This window comes from Maribacter sp. 1_2014MBL_MicDiv (genome assembly GCF_001865655.1).
In the GTDB taxonomy this organism is placed as follows: Bacteria; Bacteroidota; Bacteroidia; order Flavobacteriales; family Flavobacteriaceae; genus Maribacter; species Maribacter dokdonensis.
The window spans coordinates 1,783,469-1,807,390 of the sequence record NZ_CP011318.1 but is presented as its reverse complement, the minus strand read 5'-3'; the positions used below and the strand labels follow the sequence as shown (position 1 = coordinate 1,807,390).

Sequence of the window (23,922 nt, the reverse complement as noted above, 5' to 3'; positions counted from 1 at the left end):
GAATTTGAAAACATAGCTATTACTCTATAGATTAGATGCAGCTTCTTGTATACGCTGATTGATGGTTTCAATGGCTACATTTAAAAACACCTCTTTCCCCTTAGGGTATAGCTTGTCCGCATTGAAATAGATAGTTTCATTGTCATCACTCTTGCTTTCGGTTAAATAATGACTGCCCATAGGATATGCTTTTTCTACGGTAACATGAAAACCAGAGGAGGGTGAAACCCTAAACTCATGTGCATAAACAATTATTTTTCTTTTGGTATTGGCATACGTTTTAAGCACATCTATAGAAATCATACTGGCTTCACCAAAGAGCGATGCTACATATAAGCTTTTAGGGTTTTTATATAACTCCATAGGTCTTGCTCTTGCAATGATCTTGTTATCACGTAGTACAACAGCTCTGTCTGCAAACGGTAGAACATCGTTAACATCATGCGTGGCAACAATAGTCGTAATTCTATGTTCTTTTAAATAATTAAAGATGTTACGGCGTAAACTGTTCTTTAAAAAATTGTCAATATGGCTAAAAGGTTCATCTAAAAGCAATACCTCTGGTTTTTGAGCCAGAACCCTTGCCAGTGCTACACGTTGCTGTTGACCGCCACTAAGTGTCTTTACTTTTTTATCTGCAAATGCTGTGAGTTCTATCATCTCTAAAAGCTCTTGAGTTCTTTCCTTTAATTCATCTGGATAAAAAACAGAAAGGTATTGGCTAATATTTTTTGCCACAGAGATAAAAGGCATTAAATCAAAATCTTGAGAAAGATATTTCATAAAAGGCATACCTGGAACCAAGTTGAATGCAGGACCTAAAATTGGCTCATCTTCCCAAAAAATCTCACCTTGTTCCAGATCCATTAGCCCATACATTAACTTCAACAAGGTGCTTTTTCCGCAACCGCTTTCTCCAATGATAGCCACATGTTCACCACGTTGAATACGCAGATCGATAGACGCTAATACTGGAAGTTTGTCATAAGAAAATGATAGGTTCTCTACTCGTAACATGCTTTTGTGCTTAGAACTGTAAAATTGAAAAATCCGTTCCAATTTGAAACGGATTTTTCGATAATTTATTGATTTAAAAAAATATTTACTCTTTAAATTCCTTTAAAACACTTTTATTGGGTAGCTCTGAGTATCCCATGTTAAATAGGGTGAACCCAAAAATATCGGCATATTGTTCAATGGTTTTGCTTACGGGTGTACCTGCTCCATGACCTGCATTGGTTTCTATTCGGATTAAAGTTGGGTTAGACCCTGCTTGTTTTTCCTGTAGTTCTGCCGCAAACTTAAAACTATGTGCAGGCACTACCCTATCGTCATGATCGCCGGTAGTTACCAAGGTTGCAGGGTATGCAGTACCTGTTTTTACATTATGTACAGGGGAGTAGCCTTTTAAATACTGGAACATTTCATCACTATCTTCTGCGGTACCATAGTCATAGGCCCAACCGGCACCAGCTGTAAATGTATGATAACGAAGCATATCCATTACACCCACTGCAGGTAGCGCTACCTGCATTAAATCTGGTCTTTGGGTCATTGTGGCGCCAACAAGTAAACCACCGTTAGAGCCGCCACGAATAGCTAAATACTCCTTTGAAGTATAGTTGTTGTCCACTAAATATTCTGCAGCTGCGATAAAGTCATCAAAAACATTTTGCTTTTTAGTTTTTATTCCCGCATCATGCCATTTTTTGCCATATTCACCACCACCACGTAAATTGGGTACAGCGTAAATTCCACCCTGTTCCATCCAAACGGCATTACCGATGCTAAAAGACGGAGTTACACTAACATTGAATCCGCCGTAGGCGTACAGAATAGTCGGATTTTTACCATTAAGTTCGGTTCCTTTTTTATAGGTAATGATCATTGGTACTTTAGTGCCATCTTTAGAACTATAGAAAACCTGTTCAGAAGTGTAGTTCTCAGGATTGAAATCTATATTCGGTTTCCAATACAGCTCATATGTACCACTTTCTACATTATATTTAAAAGTTGATCCCGGCGTATTGTAATTGGTAAAAGAGAAATACAATTCCTTATCTTCCTTTTCACCGCCAAATCCACCCACAGAACCAAGACCTGGTAAATCTACTTCACGTATAAGTTTGCCTTCATAATCATACTGAAAAACCTTTGAGATAGCATCAACCATGTATTCTGCAAAGAAATAGCCACCACCTGTATTGGGGTTCAATACAATTTCGGTTTCTGGAATAAAATCTACCCAATTTTTAGCTTCGGGTTTACTGGCATCTACCGTTACTATTTTTTTATTGGGAGCATTTCTATTGGTTACAATGTATAGTTTTGAACCAACATTGTCAATTACATAGTTGTCAGATTCCGTGTCTTCAACTATAGGTATCAACAATCCATTTGGGTCTTCAAGGTTTCTTATAAACAATTTGTTTCCAGAAGTGGAAACGGATGCACTGATCAATAAGTACTTGTTGTCCTCAGTAACACTGGCACCAATATAACGATGTTTTTCTGTAGGTGTACCGCCAAAAATAAGTTCATCATTTTTTTGTGGAGTACCCAGTTTATGATAGTATACTTTATGTTGATCTGTTTTGGCGGAGAGTTCGCTACCTTTTGGTTTGTCATAACTAGAATAGTAAAAACCATCATTTCCTTTCCAAGAAAGTCCGCTGAATTTAATATCAATTAAGGTATCTTCCACAACTTCTTTGGTTTCGGCATTGAGAATAATAGCTTTTCGCCAATCGCTACCACCTTCTGAAATGAGATAGGCGGCCAAAGATCCATCTTTGGTAAAACTTAATCCTGCTAAAGATGTGGTGCCATCTTCAGAAAAGGTGTTGGGGTCTAAAAAAACCTCAGGTTCTTCATCTCCTTTAGCCCTATATACAACATATTGATTTTGTAGGCCGTCATTCTTATAGAAATAGGTGTAATCTCCCTTTTTGAACGGAGACCCTAATTTCTCATAGTTCCATAATTTTTCCAATCGGTTTTTAAGGTCGTCTCTAAATGGAATTTTTTCTAGGTAGCCAAATGTAGTTTTGTTTTGATCTTTTACCCAAGCTTCTGTCTCTGGGCTTCTATCATCTTCAAGCCAGCGGTATGGATCTTTGACCTCGGTGCCAAAATAAGTGTCTACGGTATCTACTTTTGCGGTAACAGGGTAATTCACGATAATGGGTTCTGGTTTAGATTCGTTTTTACAAGAAGAAATTAGTGCAACAGCAAAGAGCGCCGGTATAACATTTTTCATGTGTAGTTCAGTTTGTACTAAAATACCATAAAAAAACCTTCAAAACTGTGAAGTTTTGAAGGTTTTAACGTTCTAAGGGTATAAATTAAACTAAGCCTTTTTCTACTAAATATTCAGAAATTTGAACAGCGTTTGTTGCGGCACCTTTTCTAAGATTATCTGCTACGATCCACATATTCAAAGTGTTTCTTTGAGTTTCATCTCTACGTAAACGCCCAACGAATACCTCATCTTTGTCATGAGCATAAATTGGCATTGGGTAGGTATTGGTATCTGGGTTGTCTTGTACCGTAACACCTGGCATTTCGTTCAATAATTGGCGCACCTCGTTTAATTCAAAATCATTTTCAAATTCCACGTTTACAGATTCTGAGTGCCCACCTGCCGTAGGAATACGAACAGCGGTTGCACTAACTGAGAATGTACGGTCATCAAGAATCTTCTGTGGCTCGCGGGCCAGTTTCATTTCTTCTTTTGTATAACCATTTTCTAAGAACACATCGCAGTGGGGCAGGGCATTTCTACCAATAGGATAAGGGTATGCCATTTCGCCTTGAACACCGGCAATTTCGTTCTCCAGCTGTTTAACTGCTTTTACCCCGGTACCAGAAACAGACTGGTAGGTTGAAACGACCACACGTTTCATTTTATATTTTTTATGTAAAGGGTGTAACGCCATGACCAATTGTATGGTAGAACAGTTAGGGTTGGCTATAATTTTGTCTTCAGCGGTAAGCTCATGGGCATTGATTTCCGGAACCACCAATTTTTTTGTAGGGTCCATTCTCCATGCTGAAGAATTATCTACGACCGTAGTACCAACTTCGGCAAATTTTGGAGCCCATTCTAAAGAAGTGTCGCCACCGGCAGAAAATATGGCAATATTGGGTCTTGCAGCTACAGCATCTGCTAAGCCTATAACCGTATATTCATTTCCTTTAAAGGTCATTTTCTTACCTACGGAACGCTCAGAGGCAACCAATAATAATTCCGTTAACGGAAAATTACGTTCTGCCAATACTTTCAACATTACATCGCCAACCATGCCTGTGGCACCAATAACAGCTACTTTCATTTGTGAAACAATTATATTAAGCGGCAAAAATACGTATTACAAGTACTTGCACAAGCAAAAAAGAAAAGAATAATCAAAATATAACAAAATGTTTTATTTGTAACAATTAATTAGTAGAGTGGACTTGGATAGTGGATAAAAAAAGAACCGTCAATGTTGTTAGCGAAACAACGTTGACGGTTTAAATTAAAATAGGTTGCAGTGCAACGGTTCCCTTTTCCAAGGGTATATTTTAAATTACTTTTTTAAAGCATCTCTAATCTCTACCAATAATTCTTCAGCAGTAGGTCCTTTTGGAGCCTCTTCAACAGGAGCAGGAGGAGTTTTAGTTTTGTTGTAAGCTTTAACAATGATAAATAATACAAAACCAACGATAACCAAGTTGATGATAGCATTGATCCACTTACCGTAAAGAATAGCATTCTCTGGTTTGGTCACTGATCCATCGGCAGCAACAACAGCTTCATCCAATACAACTTTCATATCGGCGAAATCAAGTCCACCACTAAAATGACCAACAATTGGCATCATTACATCGCTAACGAAACCGCTAACAACTAATCCCATAGCGCCTGCAAGTAATACGGCTACGGCTAAATCTATGACATTACCTGTCATAATAAACTCCTTAAATTCTTTTAACATGTTCTAGTGTTTTTATTAATGGTTAAATATAATAAGTGAGGCAATTTACAAAAAAAAGCGATTCCTTAAATAAATGTTAACAAATCAGTGAACGATTATTCTTTTAATTCGCTGTGAAAGACCTGTTAAAAGTTCATATGAAATGGTTTGTGCGGTTTCGGCAAATTCGTTTGCCGGTAAGGGTTTTCCAAAAATAATGACCTCATCGCCCTCATCGCATGCAATAGAAGTAACATCTATCATTATCATATCCATGCAAACATTACCTATTATTGGAGCCAATTGACCGTTAACGCTTACAAAAGTTTTACCATGACCGTATTCTCTACCTATACCATCTGCATGCCCTATGGGTAAAGTTGCGGTAATTCTTTTGGAATTGGAGGTATATTTTCTGTTATAACCCACAGACTCACCTTCAGAAATAACGTGTTTTTGGGCAATTATGGTTTTTAAGGTCATTACGGGTTGTAACGTAGCGTCAACTTCTGGTTCGTTTCCGTAACCATATAAGCCAATTCCACTTCGCACCATATTGTACTGCGCTTCTGGGTAATTTATAATACCCGAAGTATTTAATACATGTTTAATCGGTTTATCCTTAAAAAGTTGGTCCACCTGCTGGCAAATGTTCTTAAATCGCTGTAATTGCAAATTGGTGAACGCTCTTTCCTCATGATCTTCGGTTGCTGCCAAATGTGATAATACCGCCACAATTTTAATGGCTTTTTGTTGTTCAACAAGACTTGCAATTATGGGCAATTCATCTGCAGAAAACCCTAATCGGTTTAGTCCAGTATTAAATTTTAAATGTACGGGGTAGTCTACGATGTTCATAGCATTTGCCGTAGCAATAAAATCGGTTAAAATAGATTGCGAATATATGCTAGGCTCTAACCGGTGTTCAATTAGACTTGTAAAATGTACTTTTTGTGGGTGTAAAACCAAAATGGGTGCAGTAATACCACCTTCTCTAAGGGTAATGCCTTCGTTAACATATGCAACTGCAAAATAATCTGTACCCAACTCTTGTAAGTGTTTGGCAATAGCGACCGAATCGCTACCATAGGCATATGCCTTTACGACCGCCATAAATTTGGTTTCGGGCTTTATTTTTGATCGGAGTACATTGTAATTATGACCAAGTGCTTTTAGGTCGATCTCTAAAACGGTCTCTTCTGCCTTAGCCATTTTCGCTTTTTTTGATCGTATTTACCTCTTCGGAATTTACATCGATCGTTTTCACTTTCTCTTTAAGCATGGCTTTATAATAGGCGCCACGGCTTAAGGGTTCATATTCATTAACCTCACCTAGCATCACCAATTTATCGTTGCTCGATTTTCTAAAACTGTAGTTGGCCAAATTACCGGTTCGTGTACAAATGGCGTGTACTTTGGTAACATATTCTGCAGTGGCCATAAGCGCAGGCATAGGTCCAAAAGGTTTTCCTTTAAAATCCATGTCCAGACCTGCAACAATAACCCTTACCCCTTTATTGGCAAGGTCGTTGCAAACGGTAACTATTTCATCATCAAAGAATTGAGCTTCATCAATGCCTATAACATCACAAGTGTCTGCCAAAATACGAATGTTGGCTGCCGCGGGTACCGGAGTAGACCTAATTTCATTTGCATCGTGCGATACCACCATTTCATCATCATAACGGGTATCAACCATTGGCTTAAAGATTTCAACCTTTAATTTGGCAAATTGGGCACGTTTAAGTCTACGGATCAGTTCTTCTGTCTTTCCAGAAAACATAGACCCGGCAATGACTTCTATCCAGCCGAATTGTTCTTTATGATTAACTGTGTTTTCAAGAAACATTTTGTAATTTTAGACGAAAATAAGTGGATTTTCGTTTATTCTTTAAAGATGATAAAGGTATTTAAAAATCCTGCTATTTAGGTCTTGACCTTAAAAATTGTACTATGAAAAACAAGTTGAAACTGGAATTGAGAAAGTTATCTACAGAAATTTTGACTGCGGAGAACTTAGATGATGTTACAAGTTTGTATGAGATTTCTAAGAACTTGTATGAAAAATTAGCAGTATTAAAATTCATTGAGGTAGAGCTCAATGACATGGAAGTAGATGTTTCTAAAAATGCGATAGCGGCAAAATTTGAGGAAATGGCAAATGCCGTTTTAGATTCTAATAAATCGGTACCGGAAAGTAATCCACATGAAGAGGATATTATTCAATATCCAGGGATGGATACCATTAAAGGTTTTGTTTCTGAAATGCCCAGCACAGATGAATTAGAAGATGTTTTGACAGAATTTATGTCGAAGCCCGATTTAATGAAGAACGATAAAGAATTGTTCACCCCTACAAAAGCAGATCTAAAGCAGGCCGAAGCATTACCAAAGTCACTTAATGATCGCTTGGCAAAAAGTAATGTAAAGGTAGATTTAAATGACCGCTTGGCTTTTGTAAAGCATTTGTTCAATGATAGTATGGAAGATTATAACCGTGTGTTGTCGCAATTGAATACTATTGATACTGAAGAAAGGTCAATTGCATTTATAAAGAATATGGTGAAACCTGATTACAATAATTGGGTAGGAAAAGAAGCATTTGAAGAACGATTCATAGAATTGGTTTCTCGTAGATTTTCTTAAGAGTTATAAAACTAAATATCATAGACCCAGCACTTGTGTTGGGTTTTTTATACGATAATCAAGAGTTGAATCAAATCTACGCTTGCATCTAAATCTAAATTAAATTTTCAATACAATGCTTCGAGGTCGTGCCTTGAGGTTGTTCACTTTAAAACAAATGGGAAAGCTGTATCTAGTGCCAACACCTATAGGAAACTTAGAAGACATGACCTTAAGGGCCATACGGGTTCTTAAAGAGGTAGATTTGATTCTGGCGGAAGATACCCGTACCAGTGGAAAGCTCTTGCATCATTTTGAAATTGGTACACCAATGAAGAGTCACCATATGCATAATGAGCATAAAATGGTCGATTTTTTAGTGGGAAAACTAAAAGGAGGGGAGCATATTGCATTGATTTCCGATGCTGGCACGCCGGCAATTTCAGATCCTGGATTTTTATTGACCCGTGCCTGTGTAGAAGCAGGTGTTGAGGTAGAATGCTTACCGGGAGCCACGGCTTTTGTACCTGCATTGGTCAACAGTGGTTTGCCAAATGACAAATTTGTTTTTGAAGGATTTCTTCCGGTAAAGAAAGGAAGGCAAACACGTTTAAAGTTATTGGCAGAAGAACCGCGCACCATTATCTTTTATGAATCTCCACATAAACTTGTAAAGACATTAGGAAATTTTGTTGAATATTTCGGTGCAGAAAGACCGGTTTCCGTATCAAGGGAATTAACTAAGTTGTACGAAGAAACCGTTCGTGGAACTGCCGAAGAAGTTTTAAAACATTTTACGGAAAAACCGCCAAAAGGTGAGATCGTTATTATTGTTGGGGGGAATAAATAACAGTTTTACACTTAAATTAAAGGGAATTTAAATCTACATATTCTACAACAATATTAGAGTTTGAAATATTTTCTACAGCAATATATAAAGTATCGTTAACAATAGTTAAGCCTTCAATATCCACCAAACTCGGATCTATACTTTCAAAATTGATAGAGGTTTCTATAAAAGAATTTGTTTCTACATTTAAGACACCAAAAAAGAAGTTTGGCTCATTCTCCACAAAAGGTAATTTACCTGAAACAAAGATTAGATTCTCATATCTGCAAGCTGTAGTTTCAAATATTCCTTTAGGTAAATCAAAATAATCTAAAGAGCCATTATCCAGGTTGTATTTAAAACCGGTTTTAATTAATTCATATGGATTTGAGTTCTCAACTAATCCGCCAAAAACATATAAATCAGAATCAACTATTTCTCCTTCTGCAATAGTCCTTGATTCCTCTATGGTAAAAACATCTTGTAAATCATAAGTGCTGTTGTTTAAACTTCGGATTTTGAAAGGAACTTTTGGATTGTCTAGAACAGTTAAATCTCCTCCAAGTAAATACACTTGAGAATCAACGGCTGCAGAACCAGCTCTTGATAAATTAGAAGCATATGGGTAGGTACTAATTTCAGAATCCAATGTGTTTTTCATTGTTGATACTCGTCCTGAACCCACAACCACTAATTGATCATCAATTAAATGTAATCTGCTTGAAGTAAATTCGGAACCAGTATACGTTATTTCGGTAGAATCCAGAACCTGCGAATTAATATCATATTTGTAGACCCTTCTAACTCTTGGGGAACTGCTATCATCACGGTAAGATAGATATAAACTGTTGGTGTTATTGCTCCCTACAAATCCAGTAGTTTTACCATAGCTGGTAATATTGTTGAAATTTGCAAATGATTTAAAGTTAATGTTAGTGGGAGCTATTTTATAATCGTCACTAGTTTTTTGGACCAATGAAACCATTAATTTGGAATTAGTGGCTTCATCAACTATAATTTCACCGGTAATTGTATTTTCAGTGTCCTTGATCAGTGTAAAATCTGGATGTACTATTTCTATATTATCATTAATAATAAAGTCAAGCTCCACAGGCGACGAATAATTGTCATTCGCGATTGATGAATTTGCATCGGCATTATGGTTTATACCTTTTCTCTTTTTCCAGGTTAAAATACCTGATACTTCATCGGAAGAATTAGAAGATGTAAAAATAAATTCATCATCCAAAATGCTGCTATTAGCGGTAATATCTAATGTCCCCGTAGCATTAACTAATGAAGCGCTTGAAATGTGCCAAGTCTTTTTTACTCCATTGTTTAATGTATTCTCAATTAAAAGCTGAAGTAAATCATTCTTTGATTGCAATATTTCTTGCTCTGATGGTCCTTCTGGTAAAGGTTCTACAATTTCTTCTTCCGGTTCTTCGACCTCCTCGGTTATTTGATCATCATCATTATCAATAACGATGTCCTCATTTGAAGAGCAGGCTATAATAAAGATAAACAAGAATGAACATGTGAATTTAATCGAAGATAACCTTAGGAGTCTATTGCTCATATTATAAATGCAAAAGGGTTTGTATGTTGAAATATAACGTTTCTTTTCTGACTTTCTGATACGCATTAAAACGCTGTTCACCTAAATCATTTAAAATCAATAGCCCTAAGTGTTAATTTGGAGAAATAAATAAGAAATTTTCAAAATGAGAATTACCTTTACTCCAGTTTAGCATGAAAAAAATTCTCACATATACCTTTATTCTTCTTTACCTCACTGCAATGGTAAAGCCAGTATTGCCTGTGTTAGAATATGTGATAAATCAAGATTATATTGCTGAAGTACTGTGTATCAATAAAGACAAGCCCATGCTTAATTGTGATGGTAAATGTTACTTGGCACAAATGATCAAAGAGCAACAAGAAAAAGATCATCAAGATATACCTTCTGCCGATCTTCGCGAATATCCTATTGGCTTTGTAAATATTCTTGATGTTGATTTTGAAAGTGTATTGATTAAAACAGCTTTGGTTTCAATGCATTCTAACTTGAACGAACAACAGTTTATATCTACTGTTTTTCGTCCACCAAATTTCATCTCCTAAATAGCATTGTAGATTAGGCAAGCTTATTTGAAGTGATGCCCACCTATGTGTTATTACCACGGCTCAAATCCTGAAGTCGGGGGTAACTGATCAATTATTTTATTTAAAAATATCTTATGCCTGTGCATAAGGTGAAACCAATACAATGACAAGAATGTAACAAGCCAGTTTTACATGGCTTCTGCATTCATAATAATATATCAACAGATGAAATCTATATTTAAAATTTTAGCAATAACCTTAGTATTAACCGTATTTGTTAGTTGTAGCAGCGATGATGATACTGCTACGGAGTTAACTGGCGAGAACAGTGTAACGCTTGAGTTTGATAACAGTGTGGGATCAGATGATCTTTTACTGGCAACATCTAGCTATACCAATTCCCAAAATGAAACATTGACAATTACAAGGCTCAATTATATTGTCAGTAATTTTCGTTTAACCAATGATCAAGGTGAAACCTTTACTTATGAAAAAGATGACAGCTACTTTGTTACCAGTGAAGAAACTGGTAATACAGAGGTAGTGTTAGAGAATATACCTGCGGGAACCTATGTGTCTATCACTTTTGGTGTGGGTGTAGATCAAGAAAAGTACCTTCAAGGTGCTGAAGGCCAGGGCGATTTTTTAACCGTAGCCGAAGAGACCAATATGATGTGGTCATGGCAGGCAGGCTATAAGTTTTTAAATTTCGAAGGAACGTTTACTTCGGAAACCGTGACCGAAACAACAGATTTTAAGGTGCATATGGGTAGTCATGGTTCAAGCTTGGATAATTATAAGGAAGTTACCCTAAGTCTGGGTACAGATGCTTTGGTAAGTGATGAAATGTCTCCCATTGTTCACCTAGTGGCAGATGCCAATGCTATTTTAGACGGAGCGCATAAATTATCACTTTCTGAACAGTCGGTAATTATGGTAAGCGAAGAAAAGTCGCCATTGGTGGCCTTAAATACGGCAAGTATGTTTACGGTAGATCACGTACATAACGGATCAGAACACTCACATTAATCACATATGGGGTCGCTTAGTTTTAGCGGCCCTGTTTTAAAATTAAAACAGATGAAATATCTATTTTGGGTATTGCTGTTAGTGTGTTTGGTGTCCTGTAATAATGAGGGATATGTACCATTGGAGAATACCTTGTTGACGGTAGAAGTTCCTGAGAATTTTCCTGATTTGGTGTATGACATAGAAGCCAATCCGCCAACACAATTAGGTTTTGAGTTGGGCAAAAAATTGTTCTATGATGGTAAACTCTCTTCCAACGGGTTTATCTCTTGTGGGTTCTGCCATGAGCAAAATTTTGCGTTCACCCACCACGGTCATCAATTTAGTCATGGTGTAGATGATTTGGAAGGCACAAGAAATACGCCTGCCATTGCTAACATGGCATTTTTTAATGAATTTGCTTGGGATGGTGCTACATCGCATTTAGACCTTTTTCCAATTATACCTATAACCAATGAGGTAGAAATGGGGGAGACCATGACGGGAGTCATCAATAAAATCATAGCGGACAGTGAATATCAGCAACAGTTTGAAAATGCTTTTGAAGAAGGTGGTGTAAACGCCGAGAATTTTTTAAAAGCCTTATCCCAGTTTATGGTCATGATGATTTCCTCAAATTCTAAGTATGACAAGTTTGTACGAAATGAAGAGGGCGGGGAATTAACCGAAGTTGAAGCATATGGTTTAACGGTTTTTCAACAAAAGTGTGCCACTTGCCATGCTACTGATTTATTTACCGATGGTAGTTTTAGAAACAATGGCTTGCCACCTAATCCTCAATTGAACGATGTTGGTAGGGCTGAGGTCAGCGGTAGTGTTAATGATAATTATAAGTTTAAAGTGCCCAGTTTACGTAATGTAGCACTAACGGCTCCTTACATGCACGATGGTAGGTTCGGTAGCCTAGAATCCGTACTGAATTTTTATGCCAATGGCGTGGTAGATTCAGAAACATTGGATGATTCTTTAAGAACGGATGACGGACTTGGAATAGCATTAAGCGATGCGGAAAAAGAAGGGCTATTGGCCTTCTTTGAACTATTGACAGATGAGACTTTTATAAATGACGAACGATTTTCAGAATATTAAAAAATGAACAAGATTATAATATATATGTTGTTGCTTGGCGGACTATTTAGTGCCATAGCAAATGATTTGCCAGAAGTAGGATCTGATTGTATTTGGAAAAATACCGACTTTGAATATTTCTGCGACACCTGTGGCTGCGGGGGTAACGGTGGTAGCATGGGTTTTGGAACAGGGCTGAACAATAATTTCGTAGGTTTGAGATATATAGGTCAGAAGTATCGTTCAAGAGATGGTATTTTTGATAATTCCCCTTGGATCAACGAAAACTTCAATACGGTACAGGCCTGGGGAAAATTCCCGGTTGGGAAAAGGGTATTGATCAATGCCCTGTTGCCGTATCATTTTCATAACAGAACCTTTACAGATAATACTGAGCAGACCATAACGGGCATAGGTGATGCTACTGTTTTGGCATATTACAATGTACTACGGCAAACACCAGATAGTATTATTTCTATAAAACCGGAACATGTCTTGCAAATTGGTGGAGGTCTAAAATTCCCTACGGGTAGTTTTGATGCCGCAAATATTGAGGGCAGTGTTAACCCAAGTTTTCAATTAGGTACCGGAAGCTGGGATTATATTTTGGCTGCCAATTATGGTATTAGCCATAGAAATTGGGGCTTGTCCACGTTAGTTAATTATACCATTAAAACGGAGAACAGTAAAAAGTATCAATTTGGAAATCAATGGAATGTGGCATTAAATACGTATAAGACCTACTATGTATCCCCATCTGTATCCCTTACTCCGCAAATAGGTGTTGGATGCGAATTTTTTGAAGAGAATTTAGAGTTTAGTTTAGCGGTACCAGATACCGGTGGCAATGTCTATTTTGGGCGATTGGCCGTAGAGTTAAATTATAACAGATATGCACTTGGGATTTCTAGTATGCTGCCCATTTCGCAAAATTTGAATGAAGGTAAAGTTGAGGTAAAAAACAGGGTTTCATTATATTTGAATATCAATATATGATAGATAACCTTTTAAAAACCTAAATAACTGACCATGAAATTAGTAGAGTTTAAAAAAAAACTAACTGCAGCACCAAAAGAAATATCTTTTTCAGACACTATGCAGGTAATAGATTCTAAATATAGTTTTACGCCTACGGCATTTACCAATGGAGAAGTAAAAAATGAAGCTGGCCAAAACTCTGGTTCGTGCAAATTATTATCGTTTGCAATCAAAGAGGGCCTCACAAAAGAAGAGACCTTAGTTTGTTTTGGTTCTTATTATTTTGATGAGGTATTATTGGATTTAAAAGGAGACTCTCATCAGAATATTAGAAATTTTATTGAGACCGGTTTTGAAGGTTTGCATTTTGAGGGCGAAGCATTAAAGTTATTATAGAATAAATAAAGAATCTTTATCACAAACCCATGCAAGAATTATTGGTTGAAATAAGAAATTGTACGGTTTGTGAGGCACACTTGCCATTAGAACCTAGACCAATTGTTACAGGAAATAAGAATTCTAAAATAATATTGGTGAGTCAGGCACCTGGTAGAAAAGCCCATGTCGAGAATAAGGCATGGGACGACCCAAGCGGTAAAAAACTACGAGAATGGTTAGGTGTTACAGACGAAGTATTTTACAATCCCGGAAATTTTGCCGTATTGCCGATGGGATTCTGTTATCCTGGCAAAGGTAAAACAGGTGATCTACCACCAAGGAAAGAATGCGCCCCGTTGTGGCACCCTAAAGTGTGGGAAGAGTTCAAAAATGTAAAACTCATTCTACTTATTGGCAAGTATGCTCAAGACCAATATTTGGGCCAAGAAGCTAAAAAGAACTTGACTGAGAATGTGTTGCACTACGAAGAGTTTTTGCCAAAGTATTTCCTTTTACCACATCCATCACCAGTAAATCGTTTTTGGCGAAGTAAAAATCCTTGGTTCGAAGAAAAGGTGGTTGGGGAATTGCAGAAATTGGTTGCTAATATTTTAGGTTGATTTTATAACCATGAATGAGTTATTCTTCTACTAAGAATAATTCTTCTACACTAAGGCTGAACAATTTTGCCATTTTAATTGCTAAAATTACTGAAGGGTTAAATTTATTTTTTTCAATTGCATGAATAGTTTGCCTTGAAACCCCTAGTTTTTCTGCTAAATCTGCTTGAGTAAGATCTAATCGAGCTCGTTCTACTTTTACCAGGTTTTTCATTAATGTAATTGTCTTTTTTTGAAATAAAATATAATCAGAAATATAATAATGAAGATATATATGGGATAGGATAGATTAAACATCATTTCAGCATTGATTAAATGTAAAATGAAGGTAATCGCTAAACATATTATAGTGGCTAATTGATATGATTCTAACCTTAATTTGGTAATGTAATCATCCTCTACCTTTTCTTTAGCTAGCATGTAAACCAGCATCCCTAGAATCGTCAAAATATTCGCATATTTCATTATGGTAGGGTTCAATAATTCATGAAGAAATGGTGAATTTTCATTGCTTTCAAAAGGTTGGGTAAATCCCATAAAAAAAGAAATAATTGAAGGTATTCCGCAGAAAATAAAGAAAGTAAATAGTCCAACTATTTTAAACTTATTAGGTAGTATTTGTAAACTCATAGTCTATTATTATAGACTAAAAGTACATAATACTTTACATAATGACAAAAATAATAGTTATATTAATTAATAGTAAAGAGTTTTAAGGTTATAAATACATATTGTAATATGGTAAATAGCGTTACCAAATTTAGATGGTTACGGCTACTTTCTCAATGAAGTTTATAACAAGACTTATGTAATTGATACAAGTATTTAATGATCACTTCGAGTGAATTTTTAAGGCACGAGAAAATTAGTATCGAGAAGCTTTCGTGTTCCAAAAGGTTCTCGATACGCTTTTTTCTTTCCGTTCTACTACAAGAAAAAACCACTCAAACTGACAGTATTTACAAATTGAGCATAAGTTTTGAAATCAACAGTTATTCTTGTAATTCCCAATACAGATTTTTAACTTTTGCTAATTGCTAATTGCTAATTGCTAATTGCTAATTGCTAATTGCTAATTGCTAATTGCTAATAAACCGATCCGTCATGTTTTCCTTTTTCCCAGCCATGTTTACCTAGGTATTGGTCGGCACTTTCAACAGCTCCCGTTTCAATAGATGTGCCCATAGAATCGTTCCAGCGGTTAAGATATCCAAAGAGGGAGATTACGCCTAGCATTTCAACAATTTCCCCTTCGTTCCAGTGTTGGTATAAACGTTCTTTTATTTCGGCATCAACACCGTTAGGTACCTGTGAGGCCTGTAAGGAGAAATCTAAAGCGGCACGTTCTGCATCGGAAAACGCAGGGTGTGTTCTGTATTCCCAAATATTATCCAACTGTTCTTGTTCCGCACCATAACGTTCTGCAGCTCGTATAGCATGAGCTTGGCAATATCTACAACCCGTAGCGTTGCTACTCACCCACGCAATCATTCTTTTTAGGGCAGAGGTTACGCGGCCTTCATTTGCCATAACGGCTTTGTTCAAATTTATAAACGCTTTTGAAATTGCAGGCCTATGCTGCATGGTTAATACGGAATTAGGGCAAAATCCTAAAGTTTCATTGAAAAATGCAGCCAATTCTTTGGTTTCTGGATCATGATTTGGGTCAAGAGGTGTAACTAATGCCATACGTTTTGTTTAAGTATTTATTTAAGTTGTGTTAATTGATTATTGGCCATTGAGTTCACCACATTGGATATTAAAACAGCCTTTATTGTTGTATTTTTGTAATCTACAAGAAACAAAAAATTATGAGTACAACAAATCATATTAGCACGAAATGGTTGGGTAACATGTCCTTTGAAAGTAACAATCCATCTGGGCATTCATTAAAAATTGATATTGCCAAAGAAGATGGTGGTGACAGTAGTGGGTTAAGACCAAAAGCACTTATGCTTTCTTCATTGGCCGGTTGTTCAGGACTAGACGTTGCGGCCATGTTTAAAAAAATGAAGTTAGAGGTAGATGAGTTTCATATTGAAACCATTGCAAATCTTACGGATGAACATCCAAAGTACTACGATAAGGTAGTGATTGAGTATCATTTTCACGGTGCAGATTTAGCGGAGAAAAAACTGCAAAGAGCAGTAGACCTATCCATTGAAAAGTATTGCGGAGTAATGGAGATGTTTAGACAATTTGCTGAATTGGAGATTAAGACTGTTTTTCATAAGAAGTAGAAAAACTCAAATACAAATTCAAAAATCAAATACAAGTGGATGTCTAATAAGCCGTATGATTTGGAGAAAAGATTAGTAAATTTTGCAGCTGATGCTGCTCTATTTTGTAAAGGGATTCCGAATGATTTTACAGGACAGTACTATGGACATCAACTTTTAAGGTCTGCAGGTAGTTCTGCCCTTAATTTTGGAGAAATGCAGGGTGCTCAAACAGATAAAGATTTTAAGAATAAGGCAACAATCTCTTTAAAAGAATTAAAAGAGTCTAGAATCAATTTAAAGATTCTAACTAAGATACAATATGGTGATAGTGCCAGAAGATTAATGATATTGGACGAAGTTGAGCAACTAAAAAAAATTTTAGCAACTATTATTAAAAACAAGAAACAAACGAATACTTAAATTTTAGTTTTTAATTTCACATTTGGATTGAATTTGAATTTGAATTTGAATTTGAATTTGATATTTGAGTTTGTATTTAGGTTTGAACACTGCCAACTGTTACTGAAAACTGATTACTAAAACCATGCGCTGGACAATTAAACCGAAACCGAAACAAGAAGATATTGACACTTTAGCCAATGCGCTTAATGTTGATAGTTTGGTGGCGCAATTATTATTGCAAAGGGGTATCTCGACCTTTGAGGAGGCAAAGCATTTCTTTCGCCCGCAGTTGAGTGATTTACACGATCCTTTTCTTATGAAGGATATGGATATTGCCGTGGAAAGAATTGAAGAAGCTATTGCCAACGGAGAGAACATTCTAGTGTATGGCGATTATGATGTAGATGGTACCACGGCCGTTGCATTAATGTCATCTTATCTGTTAAGTTATTATCCTAATGTAGCAACCTATATTCCTGATCGTTATGATGAAGGGTATGGAGTGTCTTTTAAAGGTATAGATTTTGCCGAGGATAATGATTTTACATTGATTGTGGCATTAGATTGCGGAGTAAAGGCAATTGATAAAGTAGCCTACGCTAAAGAAAAAGGAATAGATTTTATTATTTGTGACCACCATAGACCTGGTACAATATTACCAAGTGCTGTAGCTGTTTTAGACCCTAAAAGAGAAGATTGTTCATATCCGTATGATGAGTTATGTGGCTGTGGTGTTGGTTTTAAGCTGATTCAGGCATTGGGCTCACGTAGAGGTGAAACTATAGATGATGTCATCTATTACCTTGATTTAGTGGCAACTGCAATTGGAGCGGATATTGTACCGATAACTGGGGAGAATCGTATATTGGCTTATTATGGCTTACAGGTTATCAATCAACAGCCCAGAATTGGGTTTAAAGCCATAATTGATCAAATCAATAAAAAAGAATTGACCATTACAGATGTAGTGTTCATAATAGCTCCCAGAATAAATGCTGCCGGTAGAATGAAGCATGGGCAACATGCCGTAAATCTTTTAACGGAGACCAATATGGACCAAGCCATTCAATTTGCTTCTGAAATTGAAAAGTTCAATACGGATAGAAGAGGGCTGGATCAAGAAATTACGATAGAGGCCTTAGGACAGATTCAAGAAAATGAAGAGCAAGAAGGCTTTACCTCTGTGGTATATAAAGATACTTGGCATAAGGGCGTTATTGGTATAGTAGCATCAAGATTAACCGAAACCTACTATAGACCTACTTTGGTTTTTACCAAGAGCGGCGATAAATTGGCCGCTTCTGCAAGATCCGTTAGAGGCTTTGATGTGTATAATGCCTTGGAAGGATGCTCAGACTATATAGAACAGTTTGGCGGTCATAAATACGCTGCGGGCTTAACTTTATTAGAAGAGCAGTATAACAACTTTAAGCATCAGTTCGAGAAAGTGGTCAAAGAAACTATTGACCCACAAATGCTGATTCCTGAAATTACCATTGATGCGGTTATTGAGCTAAAGGATATTAATCCTAAGTTAATGCGCATATTAAAGCAATTTGCACCCTTTGGTCCAGGGAATATGTCACCGGTTTTTATGGCAGAAAATCTACAAGATACCGGTTATGCCAAAGGAGTGGGTAAAGAAGAAGCACATTTGAAATTGTCCGTGGTTCAGCAAGACAGTCATAAAATTGATGGCATTGGTTTTAATATGGGAGATAAGCTATCGTTGGTAACAGGGAGAAAACCTTTTAACGCCGTTTTTTCTATTGACGAAAATGAATGGCAAGGTAATGTTAGTTTACAACTGAAATTAAAGGATATCAAATGAGAATTGAACATATCGCCATTTGGGTATCTGATGTAGAGGCGATGCGTAAATTCTACGAAAAATATTTTAATGCTGTTTCAGGGGAGAGATACCATAATCCTTGTAAAAACTTCACTTCTTATTTCTTAAGCTTTGATGATGGTGCCCGGTTAGAGATTATGCATAAACCAGAAATTGACCCAACTAGTAACATGAACGTTACCTACACTGGTTACGCCCATCTTGCCATATCGGTTGGCTCAAAAAAGAGGGTAAATACCTTGACCGAAGAACTTAGAAAAGAGGGGTTTACTATTTCAGGAGAACCAAGAACTACCGGTGATGGGTATTACGAAAGTGTCATCTTGGATCCTGAAGGAAATCAGATAGAAATCACCATTTAACATTATTATTTATAATTGTTCTAAATAAGATTGCTATTTTTATATAAATATTTACATCTTATGAACGATATAAACCCCATTTATCAGAACGATTTTGGTATTGCCTTTCAATGGAAACGTGATAAACCCCGTGAATCGAACAAAGTTCAGGTGATTTTCAGGGATATTGGGTTACTATTGACTACTAGTGAATTACGCTATTTTTCTAAATGCATTGCACATACCATTGAAAATGGAAAGGGTAATTTATGCGGCGACTGTAAATCAAAGGAATCTTGCCGATCATTACTTTTAAATTCTCCTGCACATCAAATAACTTTTGCCGTAAGCTATCAAGAAGCTATTGAGATTAGAGATCTGATCAACGGCACAATGTTTAGGTTAGAATTGGATTCTTTCTTTGGTGAATTAGGTATTGAATAAGATGCAAAAATTCATGCATCATTAATTACCATATTTGTTGCCTAAATCATATTTGACCATTTTATTAATAAATATCTTTGAGGTCAATTTACCGAAAGCTATATGAGCGTGAACGATCCCTATGCTGCCTTACGATTTAAGGAGTTCAATATTTTTCTACTAGTTCGTTTTGCTATGGTCTTTGCTTGGTCTATGCAATTTATAGTTATAGAATGGCAAGTATACACCATTACCAAAGACCCATTGTCATTAGGCATCATTGGTTTAATGGAGGTAATACCGGCAGTGGGCATGGCGCTTTTTGCGGGTCATATAGTTGATCAGAAAGAAAAACGAAACCTACTTATGAAATGTATATTTGGTTTCTCGGTCATTAGTTTTGGATTGTTTATGTTAAGTCTACCTTCGGTCTTAGAAACCTATGAAACCAAAACCATTTTATATGGTATTTATGCCCTGGTTTTCTGTGGTGGGTTGGTACGAGCATTTTTAGGGCCCACTATATTTTCATTGATTGCATTGATCGTTCCAAAAAAAATATACCCTAATGCAGCTACTTGGAGCAGTACTACTTGGCAAATGGCATCAGTATTAGGTCCGGCATTGGCAGGTTTTTCCATTAGTATTATAGGAGTACACTGGTCAATGTGCGTAATTTTCGGATTTTCTTTGTTGGCGTTAACGGCACTTTTCAATATTTCAAAGAAACCAATTCTTAATCCTAAGATTGGAGAACCCGTTTTTCAAAGTTTAAAGGAAGGCCTAACATTTGTATTTAAGACCAGAGCGGTATTGGGTGCCCTTACCTTAGACATGATTGCCGTATTATTTGGTGGTGCCGTAGCGTTATTGCCCATATTTGCACAAGATATACTGCATGTTGGATCAGAAGGTTTTGGGGTACTTAGGGCAGCACCGGCAGTGGGCGCCGCAATAACCATGTTAGGATCAACGAGATTTCCACTGCATAAGAATGCAGGTAAAAAATTGTTGCTTGCAGTATTTGGTTTTGGTGTATGTATGATCGTATTTGGTTTGTCTACCTACTTTTGGCTATCCGTTATTGCTTTATTTTTAAGTGGTGCGGTAGATGGAGTGTCCATGATCATTAGACAGACAATTTTACAATTAAAAACGCCCGATAATATGAGAGGCCGCGTAGCATCGGTAAATTCTATGTTCGTAGGATCATCTAACGAGCTAGGTGCTTTTGAAAGCGGTGTTACGGCAAAGCTAATGGGTACGGTTACAGCGGTGGTTTTTGGGGGTAGCATGACGCTACTTACAGTAGGTCTTACCGCAATTGTTTCGCCCAAGTTTAGAAAATTAGATCTACAGAAAGATGTAGAAGACCATGAAAATTAATGATCTATAGTGTTATCAAAAAAAGCCCTAATGAAAGGGCTTTTTTATATTGTAAGTAGTACTTAAGACTTTCGTCGTAAAGTGGTAGCATTCTCGTAGGTCAGTTATAGTATTGGGAATAAACACTTTATCTAAACTTGTGCGTAAAGATAAAACCAAATTCTATTTTTTGCCAATTTTTATGGGAAGTTGATACAAGTAGTTGCACAATTTCGATAGATAGGACTTGTAATATTAGTTCATAAAAAAAACTCCTAAACTAGGAGTTTTTTTTATTGTAGGTAGTGCTTAAGATTTGGGTCATTAAGCGGGGGAACTTGTAGGTAAACTGTAGATTTGGGAATCAACACTTAATCTTAACAACACTGTAAAGATATGGTCGATATCTAGTTTGAACTAACTTTTGTTGTGAACTGCTCATTTTAATATGTAAGAAAAAGATTACAAGTGGTTTAAAGGTATTTAATGCCTCAATTAGCTATATATTATCATAATTCTGTTTTGGAGTAATATAAAATATATTGAAACGTAATTTTTATGAAAGCTTGAAAATAAAGGATTTCAAATTCTAACGGATTCTAAAAATTTCAGATGTTTCGGAAGTATTTATAATGCTTTAATCACAAAAAAAGCCCCTAAACATAGGGGCTATTCTTTTAAGTAACACTTAAGAGTTTAAATCTTCAAGTGGGGAAACTTGTAGGTAATGTGAAGATTTGGGATACAACACTTAAACTAACTAACACTGTAAAGGTATGTTGAAAGCTAAGTTTTATAAAACTATTGTTGTGAACTGCTCAATTCTTGTTGTAAGAAAAGGATTACAAATTAAATATTGCATTTCATCGATGATTTTAACGGAATTCAGCTGAATTCTTTCAACGAAAGTTTTGAACCGTCAAACTCGGCATAGGTGTAATATTTTATCCAATCTCCTAGGTTGGTGTACATTGAATCTTTCTTTAATTCAATTTCCAATGGCAGATGTCTGTGTCCAAAAATAAAATGATCAAAATGCTGGCTTTCTAATTTTCGTTTGGCATATAGTACAAGCCATTCTTTATCGTTTCCTAAAAATTTAGCATCGTCATCTCCGCTGATCAATTTATTACTAACAGATAGATGTTTTGCCAAACGAACGCCAAGATCGGGGTGTAACCACTTAAAGAACCATTTTGCTACGGGATTGGTAAACACCTTTTTCATTCTTTTAAACCCCTTATCGTCCGGTCCAAGACCATCACCATGACCAATAAAGAATGATGTTCCGTTAATGGTATATTGTTGTGGTTTATGATAAACAGGTATATTCAGTTCTTCCTCAAAGTAACCATTCATCCAAAGATCGTGGTTGCCAACAAAATAATGAATTTGTATACCTGCATCAGACAGTTCTGCTAGCTTCCCCAAGGTTCTGGTAAATCCTTTTGGTATTACGGTCTTGTATTCAAACCAGAAGTCGAACAGATCGCCCATCAAAAAAATGACTCCTGCATCTTTCTTAACGGTATCTAACCAACGCACAAACTTAAGTTCTCTCACTCTACTTTCTTTCATAGTAGGTGCACCTAGGTGGTTGTCACTGGCAAAGTATACTTTTTTCCCTGCTGGAAGTTCAATGTTCGTCATCAGAATGTAAATATAATAACTGTTTTGCGTACCAAGGGAAAACGTTGGTCAAAATAAGTACATACAGGTTTTTGTGAACTTGGTTTAAGCAGTTGGGTCTTTTTCGTTCAATACAATTTTAATGGGGAGATGATCGCTAAAACCATTTACGTTGAAGGTTGAAGAGTTTGGTCTACCAAATTTTACAGGTTTTTGGTAGGCACCGGAAGTTAGTTCAGGGTATGCAATAATTTCTACGGTACTCAATTTAAACGGCAAACCTGATTTTTCTGATAAAATACTTTTAGAGATCATAAACTGGTCTAGCATATTATAGGTGTTGCCAAATACAAAAGTACCGATCTGTGCATCTAAAAATCGATGCATTACGTTATAGAAGTACTTTAACCGCACCCTATTGCTTTTAACCAATGCCTTGTTATTGATGGCCATTAAATAATTGGTTATACTTTTATTGTAAGGGTTGTCATTGAAATCGCCCATTAATAGAATATTGGCATCGCTGCCCTGTTCCTCGTAAATGCGTTCAATCCAATATGATAGGTTTTCCGCGACCATTATTCTAAAAGGTTCGCTTGTTAGCTCACCTCCTGATCTTGATGGCCAGTGATTAAGAATACAAATAAGCTTATTGCCGTTGGCAGTATTTATATGTACCTGAAATAGATCGCGTGTAGTATTTCTTTTAATGATACGAAGGCTAAAGGTCAACTGTTCTGGTCCATATTTGGTCTTGTCATAAATAAGTGCAGTATCTATACCTCGTTTATCATCCCCTTCAGAAATAACAAAACCGTAATTTTTTTGTAATGCCGTGCTCATGGCAGATATCAGCAGTTCAATTACATGTTCGTTTTCTACCTCACAAACGCCAAGAATATCCGGACCTTCACCATTATTGAATTTGGAAATGATAGCGGTGAGATTGGCAATTTTTTGGTTGAGAATGGTAGCATCCCAACCTTTAAGTTCATTCCATAAGTGGTTGTTTAAAAATTCGCTTCTTCTAGGCGAATTTTCAATATCGAACAAATTTTCAAGATTCCACCAATAGATATGATGTTTAGTCATGTTGC

At 36.4% G+C, this 23,922-nt stretch carries 26 protein-coding genes; 14 read left to right on the top strand and 12 right to left on the bottom strand.

The genetic code is table 11. The features are described from left to right. Positions 1–24 precede the first annotated feature (24 nt). The 6 genes from YQ22_RS07580 to YQ22_RS07555 all read right to left on the bottom strand — a co-directional run bounded on the left by YQ22_RS07580 (position 25) and on the right by YQ22_RS07555 (position 6,807). Entirely contained in the window at positions 25–1,017 is a 993-nt protein-coding gene (locus tag YQ22_RS07580; protein WP_071340697.1) for an ABC transporter ATP-binding protein, read from the bottom strand. An 85-nt stretch (positions 1,018–1,102) separates the two neighbouring features. Then, positions 1,103–3,259 carry a prolyl oligopeptidase family serine peptidase gene (locus YQ22_RS07575; RefSeq protein ID WP_071340696.1) on the bottom strand — a complete coding sequence of 719 codons (2,157 nt, stop codon included), beginning with the start codon at positions 3,257–3,259 and terminating at the stop codon, positions 1,103–1,105. 85 nt (positions 3,260–3,344) lie between these two features. Further along, positions 3,345–4,334, bottom strand: coding sequence for an aspartate-semialdehyde dehydrogenase (locus tag YQ22_RS07570; RefSeq protein ID WP_071340695.1), 990 nt, complete (start codon positions 4,332–4,334; stop codon positions 3,345–3,347). A gap of 237 nt (positions 4,335–4,571) precedes the next feature. After that, positions 4,572–4,979, bottom strand: coding sequence for a large conductance mechanosensitive channel protein MscL (gene mscL / locus YQ22_RS07565; RefSeq protein ID WP_058104676.1), 408 nt, complete (start codon positions 4,977–4,979; stop codon positions 4,572–4,574). Positions 4,980–5,063: 84 nt separating this feature from the next. After that, positions 5,064–6,170 carry an alanine racemase gene (alr, locus tag YQ22_RS07560; protein WP_071340694.1) on the bottom strand — a complete coding sequence of 369 codons (1,107 nt, stop codon included), beginning with the start codon at positions 6,168–6,170 and terminating at the stop codon, positions 5,064–5,066. Then, entirely contained in the window at positions 6,163–6,807 is a 645-nt protein-coding gene (locus YQ22_RS07555) for a thymidine kinase (RefSeq protein ID WP_058104678.1), read from the bottom strand. Before YQ22_RS07555 ends, alr begins: the two co-directional genes overlap by 8 nt. Before the next feature lie 104 nt (positions 6,808–6,911). Between YQ22_RS07555 and YQ22_RS07550 the strand changes: the two genes are divergently transcribed. Next, complete coding sequence (locus YQ22_RS07550) at positions 6,912–7,604, top strand: hypothetical protein (RefSeq protein ID WP_058104679.1); 693 nt, start codon at positions 6,912–6,914, stop codon at positions 7,602–7,604. Between the two features lie 157 nt (positions 7,605–7,761). After that, positions 7,762–8,433, top strand: a complete 672-nt coding sequence (gene rsmI, locus YQ22_RS07545; protein ID WP_071340693.1) for a 16S rRNA (cytidine(1402)-2'-O)-methyltransferase — start codon at positions 7,762–7,764, stop codon at positions 8,431–8,433. Between the two features lie 16 nt (positions 8,434–8,449). Here the strand turns inward: rsmI and YQ22_RS07540 are convergent, their stop codons facing one another. Then, on the bottom strand, positions 8,450–9,991 hold the full coding sequence (locus YQ22_RS07540; RefSeq protein WP_156894542.1) for a hypothetical protein: 1,542 nt from the start codon (positions 9,989–9,991) through the stop codon (positions 8,450–8,452). A 173-nt stretch (positions 9,992–10,164) separates the two neighbouring features. Here YQ22_RS07540 and YQ22_RS07535 point away from each other — a divergent pair, with 173 nt between their 5' ends. The 6 genes from YQ22_RS07535 (at position 10,165) to YQ22_RS07510 (ending at position 14,591) form a co-directional block, all read left to right on the top strand. Beyond that, positions 10,165–10,536, top strand: coding sequence for a hypothetical protein (locus YQ22_RS07535; protein ID WP_071340691.1), 372 nt, complete (start codon positions 10,165–10,167; stop codon positions 10,534–10,536). 207 nt (positions 10,537–10,743) lie between these two features. Further along, the gene (locus tag YQ22_RS07530; protein WP_071340690.1) at positions 10,744–11,547 is read left to right on the top strand and encodes an MbnP family protein; all 804 of its coding nucleotides are present in this window, start codon (positions 10,744–10,746) and stop codon (positions 11,545–11,547) included. Positions 11,548–11,598: 51 nt separating this feature from the next. Then, entirely contained in the window at positions 11,599–12,636 is a 1,038-nt protein-coding gene (locus YQ22_RS07525; protein WP_071340689.1) for a cytochrome-c peroxidase, read from the top strand. 3 nt (positions 12,637–12,639) lie between these two features. After that, positions 12,640–13,611, top strand: a complete 972-nt coding sequence (locus tag YQ22_RS07520; protein WP_071340688.1) for a hypothetical protein — start codon at positions 12,640–12,642, stop codon at positions 13,609–13,611. Positions 13,612–13,644: 33 nt separating this feature from the next. Beyond that, the gene (locus YQ22_RS07515) at positions 13,645–13,989 is read left to right on the top strand and encodes a HopJ type III effector protein (protein WP_071340687.1); all 345 of its coding nucleotides are present in this window, start codon (positions 13,645–13,647) and stop codon (positions 13,987–13,989) included. A gap of 29 nt (positions 13,990–14,018) precedes the next feature. After that, complete coding sequence (locus YQ22_RS07510; RefSeq protein WP_071340686.1) at positions 14,019–14,591, top strand: uracil-DNA glycosylase family protein; 573 nt, start codon at positions 14,019–14,021, stop codon at positions 14,589–14,591. Between the two features lie 19 nt (positions 14,592–14,610). On the opposite strand, the gene YQ22_RS07505 is transcribed toward YQ22_RS07510, so the two are convergent. From YQ22_RS07505 to YQ22_RS07495, 3 genes are all read right to left on the bottom strand, one after another. Continuing rightward, complete coding sequence (locus YQ22_RS07505; protein WP_058104688.1) at positions 14,611–14,805, bottom strand: helix-turn-helix transcriptional regulator; 195 nt, start codon at positions 14,803–14,805, stop codon at positions 14,611–14,613. Next, positions 14,805–15,221: a hypothetical protein gene (locus YQ22_RS07500; protein WP_071340685.1), complete on the bottom strand. Its 417-nt coding sequence runs from the start codon at positions 15,219–15,221 to the stop codon at positions 14,805–14,807. Before YQ22_RS07500 ends, YQ22_RS07505 begins: the two co-directional genes overlap by 1 nt. A gap of 456 nt (positions 15,222–15,677) precedes the next feature. Next, complete coding sequence (locus YQ22_RS07495) at positions 15,678–16,280, bottom strand: carboxymuconolactone decarboxylase family protein (protein WP_058104690.1); 603 nt, start codon at positions 16,278–16,280, stop codon at positions 15,678–15,680. Between the two features lie 122 nt (positions 16,281–16,402). Here YQ22_RS07495 and YQ22_RS07490 point away from each other — a divergent pair, with 122 nt between their 5' ends. From YQ22_RS07490 to YQ22_RS07465, 6 genes are all read left to right on the top strand, one after another. Further along, positions 16,403–16,831, top strand: a complete 429-nt coding sequence (locus YQ22_RS07490) for an OsmC family protein (RefSeq protein ID WP_071340684.1) — start codon at positions 16,403–16,405, stop codon at positions 16,829–16,831. A gap of 39 nt (positions 16,832–16,870) precedes the next feature. Then, on the top strand, positions 16,871–17,233 hold the full coding sequence (locus YQ22_RS07485; RefSeq protein WP_071340683.1) for a four helix bundle protein: 363 nt from the start codon (positions 16,871–16,873) through the stop codon (positions 17,231–17,233). 124 nt (positions 17,234–17,357) lie between these two features. Beyond that, complete coding sequence (gene recJ, locus YQ22_RS07480) at positions 17,358–19,046, top strand: single-stranded-DNA-specific exonuclease RecJ (protein ID WP_071340682.1); 1,689 nt, start codon at positions 17,358–17,360, stop codon at positions 19,044–19,046. Beyond that, on the top strand, positions 19,043–19,429 hold the full coding sequence (locus YQ22_RS07475) for a VOC family protein (protein ID WP_071340681.1): 387 nt from the start codon (positions 19,043–19,045) through the stop codon (positions 19,427–19,429). The genes recJ and YQ22_RS07475 overlap by 4 nt, the downstream gene beginning before the upstream one ends. 60 nt (positions 19,430–19,489) lie before the next feature. Continuing rightward, entirely contained in the window at positions 19,490–19,852 is a 363-nt protein-coding gene (locus tag YQ22_RS07470; protein ID WP_058104695.1) for a hypothetical protein, read from the top strand. Positions 19,853–19,954: 102 nt separating this feature from the next. Beyond that, on the top strand, positions 19,955–21,217 hold the full coding sequence (locus YQ22_RS07465; RefSeq protein ID WP_071340680.1) for an MFS transporter: 1,263 nt from the start codon (positions 19,955–19,957) through the stop codon (positions 21,215–21,217). Positions 21,218–22,081: 864 nt separating this feature from the next. Here the strand turns inward: YQ22_RS07465 and YQ22_RS07460 are convergent. Beyond that, on the bottom strand, positions 22,082–22,846 hold the full coding sequence (locus YQ22_RS07460) for a UDP-2,3-diacylglucosamine diphosphatase (RefSeq protein WP_058104697.1): 765 nt from the start codon (positions 22,844–22,846) through the stop codon (positions 22,082–22,084). A gap of 84 nt (positions 22,847–22,930) precedes the next feature. Continuing rightward, a complete protein-coding gene (locus YQ22_RS07455) occupies positions 22,931–23,917 on the bottom strand; it encodes an endonuclease/exonuclease/phosphatase family protein (protein ID WP_071340679.1) in 987 nt (328 codons plus the stop codon). Positions 23,918–23,922: the final 5 nt, after the last annotated feature.

Coding starts and splice junctions, on each gene's coding strand:
- YQ22_RS07580 (WP_071340697.1), bottom strand. CDS start 1,017: ATGTTACGAGTAGAGAACCTATCATTTTCTTATGACAAACTTCCAGTA.
- YQ22_RS07575 (WP_071340696.1), bottom strand. CDS start 3,259: ATGAAAAATGTTATACCGGCGCTCTTTGCTGTTGCACTAATTTCTTCT.
- YQ22_RS07570 (WP_071340695.1), bottom strand. CDS start 4,334: ATGAAAGTAGCTGTTATTGGTGCCACAGGCATGGTTGGCGATGTAATG.
- mscL (WP_058104676.1), bottom strand. CDS start 4,979: ATGTTAAAAGAATTTAAGGAGTTTATTATGACAGGTAATGTCATAGAT.
- alr (WP_071340694.1), bottom strand. CDS start 6,170: ATGGCTAAGGCAGAAGAGACCGTTTTAGAGATCGACCTAAAAGCACTT.
- YQ22_RS07555 (WP_058104678.1), bottom strand. CDS start 6,807: ATGTTTCTTGAAAACACAGTTAATCATAAAGAACAATTCGGCTGGATA.
- YQ22_RS07550 (WP_058104679.1), top strand. CDS start 6,912: ATGAAAAACAAGTTGAAACTGGAATTGAGAAAGTTATCTACAGAAATT.
- rsmI (WP_071340693.1), top strand. CDS start 7,762: ATGGGAAAGCTGTATCTAGTGCCAACACCTATAGGAAACTTAGAAGAC.
- YQ22_RS07540 (WP_156894542.1), bottom strand. CDS start 9,991: ATGAGCAATAGACTCCTAAGGTTATCTTCGATTAAATTCACATGTTCA.
- YQ22_RS07535 (WP_071340691.1), top strand. CDS start 10,165: ATGAAAAAAATTCTCACATATACCTTTATTCTTCTTTACCTCACTGCA.
- YQ22_RS07530 (WP_071340690.1), top strand. CDS start 10,744: ATGAAATCTATATTTAAAATTTTAGCAATAACCTTAGTATTAACCGTA.
- YQ22_RS07525 (WP_071340689.1), top strand. CDS start 11,599: ATGAAATATCTATTTTGGGTATTGCTGTTAGTGTGTTTGGTGTCCTGT.
- YQ22_RS07520 (WP_071340688.1), top strand. CDS start 12,640: ATGAACAAGATTATAATATATATGTTGTTGCTTGGCGGACTATTTAGT.
- YQ22_RS07515 (WP_071340687.1), top strand. CDS start 13,645: ATGAAATTAGTAGAGTTTAAAAAAAAACTAACTGCAGCACCAAAAGAA.
- YQ22_RS07510 (WP_071340686.1), top strand. CDS start 14,019: ATGCAAGAATTATTGGTTGAAATAAGAAATTGTACGGTTTGTGAGGCA.
- YQ22_RS07505 (WP_058104688.1), bottom strand. CDS start 14,805: ATGAAAAACCTGGTAAAAGTAGAACGAGCTCGATTAGATCTTACTCAA.
- YQ22_RS07500 (WP_071340685.1), bottom strand. CDS start 15,221: ATGAGTTTACAAATACTACCTAATAAGTTTAAAATAGTTGGACTATTT.
- YQ22_RS07495 (WP_058104690.1), bottom strand. CDS start 16,280: ATGGCATTAGTTACACCTCTTGACCCAAATCATGATCCAGAAACCAAA.
- YQ22_RS07490 (WP_071340684.1), top strand. CDS start 16,403: ATGAGTACAACAAATCATATTAGCACGAAATGGTTGGGTAACATGTCC.
- YQ22_RS07485 (WP_071340683.1), top strand. CDS start 16,871: ATGTCTAATAAGCCGTATGATTTGGAGAAAAGATTAGTAAATTTTGCA.
- recJ (WP_071340682.1), top strand. CDS start 17,358: ATGCGCTGGACAATTAAACCGAAACCGAAACAAGAAGATATTGACACT.
- YQ22_RS07475 (WP_071340681.1), top strand. CDS start 19,043: ATGAGAATTGAACATATCGCCATTTGGGTATCTGATGTAGAGGCGATG.
- YQ22_RS07470 (WP_058104695.1), top strand. CDS start 19,490: ATGAACGATATAAACCCCATTTATCAGAACGATTTTGGTATTGCCTTT.
- YQ22_RS07465 (WP_071340680.1), top strand. CDS start 19,955: ATGAGCGTGAACGATCCCTATGCTGCCTTACGATTTAAGGAGTTCAAT.
- YQ22_RS07460 (WP_058104697.1), bottom strand. CDS start 22,846: ATGACGAACATTGAACTTCCAGCAGGGAAAAAAGTATACTTTGCCAGT.
- YQ22_RS07455 (WP_071340679.1), bottom strand. CDS start 23,917: ATGACTAAACATCATATCTATTGGTGGAATCTTGAAAATTTGTTCGAT.